The organism is Mesorhizobium sp. M0998 (assembly GCF_040318885.1).
Lineage (GTDB): Bacteria > Pseudomonadota > Alphaproteobacteria > Rhizobiales > Rhizobiaceae > Mesorhizobium.
In genome coordinates this window covers 17,641-29,700 of sequence record NZ_JAMYND010000038.1, presented here as the reverse complement: position 1 = coordinate 29,700, position 12,060 = coordinate 17,641, and the positions used below count along the sequence as shown (strand labels likewise).

At 59.9% G+C, this 12,060-nt stretch carries 12 protein-coding genes; 8 read left to right on the top strand and 4 right to left on the bottom strand.

Annotation, left to right across the window (positions count from 1 at the left end):
- Window positions 1-181 precede the first annotated feature (181 nt).
- The gene (locus NKH59_RS26920) at window positions 182-838 is read left to right on the top strand and encodes an antitoxin Xre/MbcA/ParS-like domain-containing protein (RefSeq protein WP_352474688.1); all 657 of its coding nucleotides are present in this window, start codon (window positions 182-184) and stop codon (window positions 836-838) included.
- 316 nt (window positions 839-1,154) lie between these two features.
- On the top strand, window positions 1,155-2,306 hold the full coding sequence (locus tag NKH59_RS26915) for a porin (RefSeq protein WP_353023559.1): 1,152 nt from the start codon (window positions 1,155-1,157) through the stop codon (window positions 2,304-2,306).
- 459 nt (window positions 2,307-2,765) lie between these two features.
- Here the strand turns inward: NKH59_RS26915 and NKH59_RS26910 are convergent, their stop codons facing one another.
- From NKH59_RS26910 to NKH59_RS26900, 3 genes are read right to left on the bottom strand one after another with little or no spacing between them, the layout of a single operon-like run.
- Complete coding sequence (locus NKH59_RS26910; RefSeq protein ID WP_352492856.1) at window positions 2,766-3,173, bottom strand: S46 family peptidase; 408 nt, start codon at window positions 3,171-3,173, stop codon at window positions 2,766-2,768.
- On the bottom strand, window positions 3,118-3,474 hold the full coding sequence (locus NKH59_RS26905) for a S46 family peptidase (protein WP_352492855.1): 357 nt from the start codon (window positions 3,472-3,474) through the stop codon (window positions 3,118-3,120). Before NKH59_RS26905 ends, NKH59_RS26910 begins: the two co-directional genes overlap by 56 nt.
- A 4-nt stretch (window positions 3,475-3,478) precedes the next feature.
- Window positions 3,479-3,823 carry a S46 family peptidase gene (locus NKH59_RS26900; RefSeq protein ID WP_353023556.1) on the bottom strand — a complete coding sequence of 115 codons (345 nt, stop codon included), beginning with the start codon at window positions 3,821-3,823 and terminating at the stop codon, window positions 3,479-3,481.
- 444 nt (window positions 3,824-4,267) lie between these two features.
- On the opposite strand from NKH59_RS26900, the gene groES reads away from it, so the two are divergent.
- The 5 genes from groES to NKH59_RS26875 all read left to right on the top strand — a co-directional run bounded on the left by groES (window position 4,268) and on the right by NKH59_RS26875 (window position 8,787).
- Window positions 4,268-4,564 carry a co-chaperone GroES gene (gene groES, locus NKH59_RS26895; protein WP_352458515.1) on the top strand — a complete coding sequence of 99 codons (297 nt, stop codon included), beginning with the start codon at window positions 4,268-4,270 and terminating at the stop codon, window positions 4,562-4,564.
- Window positions 4,565-4,629: 65 nt separating this feature from the next.
- Window positions 4,630-6,285: a chaperonin GroEL gene (gene groL / locus NKH59_RS26890; protein WP_353023554.1), complete on the top strand. Its 1,656-nt coding sequence runs from the start codon at window positions 4,630-4,632 to the stop codon at window positions 6,283-6,285.
- A gap of 185 nt (window positions 6,286-6,470) precedes the next feature.
- The gene (locus tag NKH59_RS26885) at window positions 6,471-6,728 is read left to right on the top strand and encodes an ABC transporter permease family protein (protein ID WP_353023552.1); all 258 of its coding nucleotides are present in this window, start codon (window positions 6,471-6,473) and stop codon (window positions 6,726-6,728) included.
- Window positions 6,725-6,883 carry a hypothetical protein gene (locus NKH59_RS26880; RefSeq protein WP_352492851.1) on the top strand — a complete coding sequence of 53 codons (159 nt, stop codon included), beginning with the start codon at window positions 6,725-6,727 and terminating at the stop codon, window positions 6,881-6,883. The genes NKH59_RS26885 and NKH59_RS26880 overlap by 4 nt, the downstream gene beginning before the upstream one ends.
- Window positions 6,884-7,704: 821 nt before the next feature.
- Window positions 7,705-8,787, top strand: coding sequence for an HPP family protein (locus tag NKH59_RS26875; protein WP_353023550.1), 1,083 nt, complete (start codon window positions 7,705-7,707; stop codon window positions 8,785-8,787).
- Between the two features lie 926 nt (window positions 8,788-9,713).
- On the opposite strand, the gene NKH59_RS26870 is transcribed toward NKH59_RS26875, so the two are convergent.
- Window positions 9,714-9,965: a hypothetical protein gene (locus tag NKH59_RS26870; protein ID WP_353023548.1), complete on the bottom strand. Its 252-nt coding sequence runs from the start codon at window positions 9,963-9,965 to the stop codon at window positions 9,714-9,716.
- Between the two features lie 407 nt (window positions 9,966-10,372).
- On the opposite strand from NKH59_RS26870, the gene NKH59_RS26865 reads away from it, so the two are divergent.
- Window positions 10,373-12,028, top strand: coding sequence for an MFS transporter (locus NKH59_RS26865; protein ID WP_353023546.1), 1,656 nt, complete (start codon window positions 10,373-10,375; stop codon window positions 12,026-12,028).
- Window positions 12,029-12,060 lie beyond the last annotated feature (32 nt).

The window sequence follows — 12,060 nt, the reverse complement described above, 5'->3', positions numbered from 1 at the left end:
GGGGCAAGACGGTCGTCCATTGATGTTCTTCCCTTTTTTATTGAGAGGCAAAAGTTGAAGCCGCAAGACGGCTGCTAGGTTGCGCGCATACGAAAACGCAACACATCGCCGTCCCCCAAACTTCATGTCTTCAACGCTCTTTCGGAGGCTTGCTGAGGGAATGCTATTGGGAAAGCCAGATATGTCCGCGTCGAGTGATCTTGGGGATGAAAAGCGCAAGACCGAGCTTTCAAGCTTTGTCATGAGGGAGGTGCAGCGCATTCTTGCCCAATGCGATGAGGCGAAGCAGGGTGACAAGGCTGCCGTTGCGCCTTCGGGTTCTCCTTCCAACGAATTGACCGCCGTGGCCGCCGAATTTCTTGGTAGGCTCGAGGCCGAAGCAGCGCGACGGCTAAACGCCCAGGCGGGTGAGATCGCTTCGCGACCACGGGCAGCCGATCATCCGCTCGGGCATCCGGTTCTGAAAGATTGCCCGAGAGAAGGCGCGCGCATTGCAGAATGGGCCGGTCCAGTTGCGGGGTCGACGCATCTCGAGAGACGTTTTGGAATACCGCGGTCCACTTTGTACTGGTGGCAGCGACACAATGATGTGGTTGCCTTTCGGAGAGGCTCCCGGAAGCATGTATTTCCCCTAGCTCAGTTCATCGACGGCAGGCCTATGCCCGGAATCAGGCAGGTCCTTTCCTCGATCTCCGATCCCAGACTGGCTTGGCTGTGGCTGATCAGCCCCTCGCCTCTTCTCAAGGGTCGCGTCCCTATCGAATTGCTCAGAGAAGGTATGAACACAGAAGTTGTTTCATCCGCCGCCCAGGCTGTTTCTCTGATTGAATCTATCTGACAATTGGCCGGATGCCGATGGCTTTCCGCGCATTATGTAAGTGAGCACAAGCAGATGTACCAATTGTGCGATTTGTTCAAATGTACAGTTGTTCAATTTGTGCAAGTAATACAATGGATTTAGTGACAATAATGCAACGGATACTTCTATATATGGTTGGCAAACGGAATTTGAACTTGCACTAATTCGCCCGGTGAATAGCGTTCGAGCCGGGAAGGATGCATTGCGATGCGCATCTTTTTCGATCGTGGGGACAGGGAGCGGTTCGTCCATCGACGTCCTCGCCCCTTTCAAAATCATTGAATGGAGATCAAGTATGAACATCAAGAGCCTTCTTCTCGGCTCAGCTGCGGCTCTGATCGCAGCTTCCGGTGCTCGCGCCGCCGACGCGGTGACGGTCGCCGAGCCGGAACCGGCAGAATACGTCAAGATCTGCGACGTATATGGCTCGGGCTACTTCTACATCCCCGGCACCGAAACCTGCCTGCGCATCGGCGGCTATGTCCGTTACGACATCAGCGCTGGCGACGTTGGCTCCTACGATGGGGCGCGGACCCACGACGTCCAAGACGGCAGCGACCAGGGCACCTGGCGCAAGAACGCCCGCTTTGACCTAAGGACTTGGACCGGCCAGGAAACCGAACTCGGTACTTTGAAGACATACACCGAGACCAAATTCAATTTCGGTAACCGCAACGCCTATTCGGGTCCCGACAGTCCCCAGAACTATGCCTTCAACAGGGGCATCACACTGAACTTCGCCTGGATCCAACTCGGTGGCCTTCGCGTCGGCAAGGACGAATCGGCCTTCGATACGTTTATCGGCTATGCCGGCAACGTCCTCAACGATACGCTCGTTCCCTACGGTGATTTCGACACCAACGTCGTGCAGTACTACTTCGACGCCGGCAATGGCTTCTCCGCCGTGGTATCGCTCGAAGAGGGGTCTGGCGTCGTCGGCACGATCGACAGCTACGTTCCGCATCTTGTCGGCGGCGTGAAGTACACGCAGGGCTGGGGCGCCATCACCGGCGTCGTGGCTTACGACAGCAACTACGAAGAGGTAGCCGGCAAGGTCCGCTTGGATGTAAACGCCACCAACGAACTGTCGCTGTTCATTGTGGCTGGCTATGGGACCGACGACAACCTAACCGATGGGACCTACGCTATTCCTGCCGGCGGTCGCGGCTTCTACAAGCAGTGGGGTGGCAACTGGGCCGTCTGGGGCGGCGGCACCTACAAGTTCAACGAGAAGACCTCTTTCAACCTTCAGGCGGCGTATGACGAGTGGAAGAACCTCGGCATCGCCGCCAATGTCGCCTACGATATCGTTCCTGGTCTGACGATCACGGCCGAAGTCGACTATCTCCACGCTGGCAAGTTCGGGGATGTGGACTTCTCTAACTGGACCAATGCCGACAAGAAGAACAGCGTCGGCGGTCTCCTCCGCTTCCAGCGCTCGTTCTGAGGATTGAAGAGCCCGTTGCCGCGTTCGAAGCAGTAACTGTGAGCCTAATTTGCGGCTGAACCATTGTGTGAGGCTTGTAGAGGCTTTCGGCGAATTGCTTGATCACGGACCTCCAATCCGAGCATTTCGTCGATGAGAAGGGCGCCCTGTTCCCGGGCGCCCTTTTTTAAGCGTTATCATCAGACTCTCTCCCGGGGAAACTGTGGGTAAGAAACAACGCATCGTCCTGCAGGCAGCTGTTTTGGCGTCTGCCTTTGGCTTTTTTTTGCTGATCCTGATCCTGCAGATGGTCAGTTTTTTGGTTGACTAGGCACGCGCAAGCGGGAGGAATCGCGCAGAGACACACGGAAGTTTTTTTCGCCAGCGAAACCCCGACGACCTGATGGGAGTCGCGCCAGCAGGGTGGGTGCCACGTCCGGTGCCACGGACCATGCGAGATGCCGATTGTTGGCGCGTCTGTCAGTTCGCGCGGCCATATTCATTCTGGTGCCGATCTGTTGCCTTTTCTGCTTTTCCCATGCGTTTTAGACCGAGCCATTTGTGAAGCGGGCGGTCAATGGATCTGCGCCTCGCGATTGCCTGCCGTTGCCTGGTTGATCTGGGCGGCATAATCCGAGAGCGAAGGCTGCAACCGCGGTTCGAATTGCGCGAAGTTGAACCGGACTTCATCCGCCGCAGGAACTGGTGGGTTGCGCCGGGAAAGCCGGCGACCATCACAAGGTCGCCTTCCTTGACGCCTTCACAGGCTATGGGTAGCCAACTCTTCGGCCGGTAAGGCACATTGTCGCGCGCATATGGCCGGGAGGAACCATCAGGAGCGACATAGGCGCGATAAAAGCCGAAGTCGCCTGTGTGGCGCGGCCACATCCAATTGTCCGTTTCGCCGCCGAAGGTTACCGATGCCGAGCGCGGGCGCATAGACAAGGCGCACGTCCTCGATTTCGAGCTTCTGCTGGAGATAGTAGGAGGCGCCGCCATAATAGGCCCCTACGTCGCAGCGGCGATTGGGCTGTCCTTCACATGCGGCGATCAGGGCCTTGCGGTTCGTGGCGAGCCGCTCATAGCGGGCAAACTCATTCAGCTTGTCCGAGACGCCCTTGAGCATTTCGGCGGTCACATCCCGCATGTCCTCGATCACATAGATTCGGCTGCCTGGCGCCGCGGGCAATTCTTCACCCAGGGCTCTTCGCCAGAAACCCGTCTGTGAGATAGTCCGGGCCCTCCTTGCTGTGGTATTGGATGGATTCGAACACGCAGTGATGATTGGTTGCGACCAGCCCTTGTGGACTGACGAACGAGGCGGAGCATCCGCCCAGTGATACGATCGCGTTGAGCGGGTCAGCGTCCAGACGGCCCAGCTGGGCGGGATCGATCTGGAGCCCATCCGCGCGCATGGCCGCGCCCACTTCCGCAGTCTGGCCCGGCATCCACATACCTTCGTCCGCCGACGTAGCCGTGACCGTCCAGAGCAAGGCGATGGCAGTTGCTTTGGCCAAACATTTCAAATTCGAGTTCATGCTGACTGTCGCTCTCATCTTGCCTGCTGTTCTCCGCAGATTGGATTGGTGACTATCGGGATGGCCGGAGTCCTGGCGCCCGCGCGGCGGCCAACACCGTAAACACCGAGTGGACCCGTTAACCGCAAGAGTCCTGATGGCGTTCACCTCTCATATTTGTCGCGCGCAACGTTTGCGGATCATCCGCTGCACCAATCGTGCCAAATGAATAAAGCCTTCAGTTACAAATGGTGAGCCGCCCCATCCATGTCCGATCTCCGACGTCTTTCACGTAAAGGGCTCGGTGCTTCCACGCTCGTTTGCTCTTCGCCCGTCCCTCTTCCGTCTTGACTAGCAGGAGCCTACGGCCTATCTCACTGCCGCGTTAGCACTCGCTTCTGGTGAGTGCTAACCACGCTCCGGCAACGGAGAACCGTTCAACATCCGCACCAGGGAAATCCAAAAATGGCAAAGTCGAATTTCCGGCCGCTGCATGACCGCGTGGTCGTTCGCCGCGTCGAGTCCGAAGCGAAGACCGCCGGCGGGATCATCATCCCCGACACGGCGAAGGAAAAGCCGCAGGAAGGCGAGATCATCGCCGTCGGTTCCGGCGCCCGTGACGAGGTCGGCAAGCTCGTCCCGCTGGACGTCAAGGCCGGCGACCGCATCCTGTTCGGCAAGTGGTCGGGCACCGAAGTCAAGCTCAACGGCGAAGACCTTCTGATCATGAAGGAAGCGGACATCATGGGCGTCATCGGCTGACACGCCGCCGCCTTTCATCCGCACCATCCAATCTGAATTTCGGGCGAAATGCCCAGGAGTAACAAATGGCTGCCAAAGACGTAAAATTCTCCCGTGACGCTCGTGAGCGCATGCTGCGCGGCGTCAACATCCTCGCCGACGCGGTGAAGGTCACGCTCGGCCCCAAAGGCCGCAACGTCGTCATCGACAAGTCGTTCGGCGCACCGCGCATCACCAAGGACGGCGTCACCGTCGCCAAGGAAATCGAGCTTGAGGACAAGTTCGAAAACATGGGCGCGCAGATGGTCCGCGAAGTTGCTTCGAAGACCAACGACATCGCCGGCGACGGCACTACGACCGCGACCGTTCTGGCACAGTCGATCGTCCAGGAAGGCCACAAGTCGGTTGCCGCCGGCATGAACCCGATGGACCTCAAGCGCGGCATCGACCTCGCCGTCGCCGACGTCGTCGCGACGCTGATCAAGAACGCCAAGAAGATCAAGACCTCGGAAGAGGTTGCCCAGGTCGGCACCATCGCCGGCAATGGCGACGTTTCGGTCGGCTCGATGATCGCGGAAGCGATGCAGAAGGTCGGCAATGAGGGCGTCATCACCGTCGAGGAAGCAAAGACCGCCGAGACCGAGCTTGAAGTCGTTGAAGGCATGCAGTTCGACCGCGGCTATCTCTCGCCCTACTTCGTCACCAACGCCGAGAAGATGGTTGCGGATCTGGAAGACGCCTACATTCTTCTCCACGAGAAGAAGCTCTCCAACCTGCAGGCCATGCTGCCGATCCTCGAGGCCGTCGTGCAGACCTCGAAGCCGCTGGTCATCATCTCGGAAGATGTCGAAGGCGAGGCCCTGGCCACGCTGGTCGTCAACAAGCTGCGCGGTGGCCTGAAAATCGCCGCCGTCAAGGCGCCGGGCTTTGGTGATCGCCGTAAGGCCATGCTGGAAGACATCGCCATCCTCACCGGTGGCCAGGTCATTTCCGAAGACCTCGGCATCAAGCTCGAGAATGTCGGCCTCAACATGCTCGGCCGCGCCAAGAAGGTGTCGATCTCCAAGGAGAACACCACCATCGTTGACGGCGCCGGCAAGAAGGAAGAGATCCAGGGCCGCGTCGCCCAGATCAAGCAGCAGATCGAAGAGACCACCTCGGACTACGACAAGGAGAAGCTGCAGGAACGTCTCGCCAAGCTGGCGGGCGGCGTTGCCGTCATCCGCGTCGGCGGTGCGACCGAAGTGGAAGTCAAGGAAAAGAAGGACCGCGTCGATGACGCCCTCAACGCGACCCGCGCGGCCGTCGAAGAAGGCATCGTTCCCGGCGGCGGCGTCGCCCTGCTGCGCGCTTCGCTGGCCATCACCGTCACTGGCGCCAACTCCGACCAGACCGCCGGCATCGCCATCGTGCGTCGCGCGCTGCAGGCTCCGGCCCGTCAGATCGCGGCCAACGCCGGTGCGGAAGCATCGATCGTCGCCGGCAAGATCCTTGAGAACAAGGGGGCGACCTTCGGTTACAACGCCCAGACCGGCGAATATGGCGACATGATCGCCATGGGTATCGTCGATCCGGTCAAGGTTGTGCGCACGGCTCTGCAGGACGCGGCCTCGGTCGCCGGCCTGCTGGTCACCACCGAAGCCATGATCGCGGAGGCTCCGAAGAAGGAGTCGGTTGGCGGCGGCATGCCGGCTGGTATGCCCGGCGGTGGCATGGGCGGCATGGGCGGTATGGATTTCTAATCCAGCCCTCTATCAACCTACAGCGGAAAGGGCGGCAGCAATGCCGCCCTTTTTTGTGTGCCGAGCATGATCGACAGCTTTAGACGTGCAAGTCCTCTACCCAGCCTGATGGCAGCGAAGCGCAACGGCGTCGTCGTGAGACGGGGTCTGGCCGTGTCCTTTCGTTCAGCCGCTGGTCGAAACTCGTGCTGCCTTCCGCCGTGCCGTCGATCTTTACAGGGCTGCGAGAAGGCCTTGCCAACGGCTGGCAGACCCTGCTTGCGGTAGAACTCATCGCATCGTTCGAAAGGCTCCGATACCTGATCGCCTATGGTCGTCAGCTCTTTCAATTGGAACTCGTTCTTTCGGCCATGATCGTGGTCGGCCTGACCGGATTGGGACCCACGGCCTGCTCACGCTTGCCTAAAACCATCTGCAACGCTGGCGTCCGGAGACCCAGATGAGCCTGATCACGATTACAGGTCTGGATAGGCTGTCGCACGGCGCTTCCATCGCACCGCCGCCCTTCCGCTTCATCGGCCGACATCTGCGGCCGCTTGCGGAGCCGATGGCGCTGCTCGCGATTTTGGGAGTTGCTCGCCCATGCCGGCGCTGCTGACCCACGTTTCTACCGCGGCTGGAAGAGGTGGCGGCCGCGGCATGGCAGAGTTCAGCCGAGGTGGCCTTGGCTCCAATCTTCTGGCGAGCCTGGAACCCTGATCGGTTTCGTGTGTGGCAGTGTGGCGGAAACGCGTTTGGTCTGGTGATCGGATTTTCTCGCCTCATCGAACGCCTGAGAGGCTCGTGGTCGCGGTTGTATTACCGCTATTACGTGACCTGATCACGTTGACGATGCCAGCACCTTCATTGGCCACTTTCTGGACCATGTACGTCACATCAGGCTCCCCCGCCCGATCGACACGAGCCGGCTCTGTAACCAAGCCGCCGTCATATGGCGGTTCCACGACGGCACTGGCGGCAGTCGTCTTCTCAGCGGCTACAGGTGGACGTTTCAGCAGCCAACGAATCCGATGGTGGCAAGGACAGGCAGACCAAGCACCGCGTAGAAGCCGTACTCCGCTGGAGTTCGCCTCGGAAGTGGAGCGACAAGGGCCTGATTTGTCTTGCCATGCCGACATTGTCAGCACGCTTTTCGAAGCCTCTGAATTCCTTAGTGTCCATCCCAGCTCGACCTCCGACCATCCCCATTTCCGGCTGCCCGCGGCACGACAGCCCTTGGCCTCTAGCTGCGCTCGAGCGGATCAGCGTGCCGTCCGCCTCCTCTGGCTGATCAAAATGTCTGCACCCATTTGGCAATGGCCGCTTCGCGCAAAAGTATTCCCCCGTGAGCCGGCTTTCCGAATTGGCTTAACTTCCAAATCTGTGGCTTTGCCTGCATTGCGGAGCGCGGAGTTCCGACCACTCGCCCAAGGGTATGCCATGGCGTTTCGTCTCTTTGTTCCGATCCTTGCCGGTGCAACGCTGCGCGAGCGGCTGCTCGCCTGCATCGGGGCCATGATCGGCATCGCATTGACTGGCGTGATCAGTGCGCTGGCGAACGGGTCTGGCCCACATGTCGCACTGCTGGTTGCTCCAATGGGAGCATCGGCCGTGCTGCTCTTTGCCGTGCCTTCAAGCCCGCTGGCGCAACCTTGGTCGATTATCGGTGGCAATACGATTTCGGCGCTGGTCGGGGTGATCGTGGCGCATTTCGTGCATGAACCCGTCCTTGCTACCGGCATTGCGGTGGCGCTGGCCATCGCCGCCATGTCGTTCACGCGCTGCCTGCATCCGCCGGGTGGCGCCGCCGCCTTAACCGCGGTGTTCGGCGGACCGGCCGTCTTCAGCTCGGGCTTGCTGTTTCCCTTCGTTCCGGTAGCGCTGAACTCGATCGTGTTGGTCGCACTCGGCTACGGCATCCATAAACTGTCGCGGCGCAACTATCCGCATGTGGCGGCCCCCGCCCTTAAAAGCGCGCATGGAACCATCGATCCGCCGGCGCGGGAGCGGGTCGGCTTCCAGCCCGAGGATGTCGATGCCGCGCTCGGCGCGCTGGAGGAAACCTTCGATATCGACCGCAACGATCTTGAGCGGCTGCTGCGGCAGGTCGAGTTGCAGGCGATGGTGCGCTCCCACCGCACCCTGCTGTGCGAGGACATCATGTCGCGCGATGTGATTTCGGTCGATGAACATGCGCCTGCCGACCAGGCGCGTCATTTGCTGCTCGATCACAACATCCGGACGCTGCCGGTGACCGACGCCGACGGCGGGCTGGTCGGTGTAGTTGGCCTGCGCGAGCTGACGAAGGCGACCGACGCGGTGAGGGCTGTGATGTCGAAGGCTGGCACCGCCTCTCCCGATACGCCGGCGATGAGCCTGCTGCCGGTGCTCACCGACGGCCGCAGCCATGCCGTGGTCATCGTCGATGCCGAGCGACGCATTATTGGGCTGATCACCCAGACCGACCTGCTGGCAGCGGCAACGCGCGTGCACATGGCGGACACAACGCTGGCAGCGGCATAAAATAGTGATCCGGACTTGCTCAATCCGGGAACCCGATGGGGCGCCAATAGGATAGTGGTGTTAAGTGCGGCCTTCCGCCTAAGACAATTCCTTTTTACGAGTAGATCAACCCTGAAACGCGACCGCGTGCTCAGGCATCTGGTTCACGTAGGCCAAGTACGACTGCAACAACGGAACACTCTTCAACCTTGCCGGTGGCCAGAGCCAGTCCGCTATGTCGACCAAAGGCGCGGATTACAAATGGAACCATCTGGTGGACGGCTCCTCTGCAACGATGGTAGCGCGGTTCGCATGTCCAAGGCTGGCTTGAAGCTCTACGTCGCGGGTTGAATGATCCTTGGCAAGGGTCGCGGCTCAGACGCCGAGGACGCGGTTCGCAATTCCATGCAGGTGGTCCTTTCCTTTGGTTCCTGCATTTCGCCTATGGTGAGGCGCCGCCGACTCCCGTCATGCATCACGCCGACGACCGCCGCTTCCTCGCCGCGCCAAGGGTTTGACTAGGCCGACGATAGACCCTGAGATAAGCAATTCCGAAACGATGTGGCTTCCTTGCGCGAAGTCGGCTCTGTCGAACAGCGATGTCAACATGATCCTGAGTTCCCAGGGTTCGCCGCGCATCAATCCTATAACCTTGATGACGTTCCTGACTAGGAGGATGAGGCTGCTCCAACACGTCCACGGTGTTAGGAATTGCCATTGCACGAGTTGATCTCGGACTTCTTCGTCGCGCGTCGCCAATTTCCAGCCCAATACCGCGCCTACGCTTGGTACCCGAACCACGCGGCCTATCGCCCTCATGCCCACTTCGAGGACCCTCCAGGATCGGGCCTGTTCGGATAGGTGTGGGAGGCCGAGGCATCAGAGGGAACCGCCAGACGCTACCATGCGGATGCGCCATCTGCCGAAGAGCCGTACCATTACCTTCGTCACTGTGCGGAACGCGGGGCGAACCGTCGCGTCAGCCATCCGGCTTTGGGTGTCATTTCTCCCCTGGCGGAGTCCACCGCCCCCGACAAAAGCCTGACCTTTGCCAGTCTTCTACGGGCAAGCGTTCGCGCCAAAAGTTCAAAGCCGCGTCCATAACATTCAACGATGAAAGCCAGCCTCATCAGATCGAGCAGAAAGTCGTCGATGGCATGTGTGAGCGCGTCAGACTTTTGTTCAAGCTGAAGCAGCAAGGCGCGCGCCTCTTCGATCGCGGCCCGGCAACCGTCTGCGTATATCAGCAATCAATCCTGTCTAAGATCTGCAAGCCCTCACCTCGCCCCAAGCCAGACTCAGCGCATCAACGCCGTTGGAGAGAGTTTCCGACGAAAGAACACCGTCGCGTTTCGCGAAAAGGCATCGCTCGGCAAAGTGCCCGTTGATGAAGCATGCTGTGTCAAACGACAAGCAAGAATCCGGGCTCCACCCCGTGATGTCTTCGAAGGCGGGGTGAGCCGGCTCGGGCATGCGTCTCGGCCGCAACCCTTAATCACGAGGAACTGTGCCGCAAGGCAAACAGTTTCTCTCTATTCTTCTAGCCGCCACGGTTCAGCCTAGATTACATGGGAAACGGCAATAACGCAAAGCAAAGGTTGGCAAAATGAGTAGGGTGGCTGGATCAAATGATGATTTGGCTGCACCAACGACCTTTGGGCCACTTCTGCAGCCCACCTTTCGTTCGATCTGGCTCGCCACGCAAGTCTCGAGCCTCGGCTGGTTGATGCAGACTGTTGCCATCAGTTGGCTGATGGCTACCATCTCGACTTCCGATCTGATGGTTGCGCTGGTGCAGGCTTCATCGAACCTGCCCGCTTTCATTTTGTCCGTGTTCGCCGGGGTTCTCGCTGACAATTTCAGCCGTCGCAGGGTTATGTTCGCGGGCCGCTGCCTTATGGTGATAGCATCTGCGATGCTGACCGCTGTTGTAGCGCTGGGCTTTCTCGACCCATGGATGATTCTCGGCTTCAGCTTTTTAATCGCATGCGGCGGCGCTCTCAACGATCCCGCCTGGCAGGCGTCGGTTGGCGATATGGTGGACCGGCGCGATGTTCCCGCTGCCGTTACCCTGCTTTCCGTTGGCTTCAACACCGTACGGACCGTGGGCCCGGCGCTCGGCGGCATCGTGGTTGCCTCCTTCGGGCTTTTGGCCGCTTTTACCGTGACCACCCTCACCTATTTGGTACCCTTGGCCACCATATGGCGCTGCAAGTGGAAGGTCCGCTCGTCGCCTCTTCCGCGCGAGTCGATGAGGAGGGCCATCTATGACGGGCTGCGCTTCACGGCGATGTCATCGGAAATCAAAGCGGCGATCGCACGCGGAACCCTCTTTGGCCTGGCGAGCATCGCCATACTCGCGCTGCTGCCGCTGATTGTCCGCGACCAGTTGGGAGGAGGCCCGCTCGCCTATGGCACGCTCATGGCAGGTTTCGGAACAGGCGCGGTCTTCGCCGGCCTCTCCAACAGCCTGTTCAGACGGAGCTTGTCGCAAGAAAAGCTGATGAGGCTCTCCTGCGTCGCCTGCGCGGCGTGCTCCCTCTCCCTGGCGCTTACCTCTTCGATCGGCGTGGCGGCAATTGCACTTGCTTTGGGCGGCGCAGGCTGGGTCACTGCCTGGTCGGGGGTTGGCGTGAGCGTGCAGCTGGCAAGCCCGCGCTGGGTCGTGGGGCGCACGATCTCCATCTACTATGCATTGATAGACGGCGGCATAGCGGCCGGCAGCTGGGTGTGGGGCACCGTTTCCCAGAACCATTCGCTGACCTGGGCGCTCGAGGGTTCCGCTGCGGCCCTGCTGCTCGTTGCTGCAGCCGGCGTTCTGTTTCCTCTTCGCGAGCGCCGCGAGTCCGAGCCCGATCCTTTGGAGGAATTCGACGCCCCAGCTGTCGCTCTCAGTTTGAAGCCGAGAAGCGGCCCGATCGTGGTCAAGATCGAATATCTGATAGCCGAGAGAAATGTCGAAGCCTTCCTCGACCTCATGCGGCAGCGGCGTCATGTACACAGCCGCGTCGGTGCTCGGAACTGGACGCTCCAGCGCAACCTTCAGAAGCCTATGCAGTGGACAGAAACGTTCCGAACGCCGACCTGGACCGACTACCTTCGCCTCAATCATCGTCTCACGGAAGTAGACAAGGAACTGGACGAGCGTGTCTTCCAGTTACACGCGGGAGAGAAAGCGCCTCAAATGACGCTTTCGATTGAGCGGCCGACAAGCTCGGCCCGGAAACCCGACCAGTCAATCCTTCACCTTCCCCGTCATTGAAGCCTGACCTTCCCATATCTGGGCATCAGCGA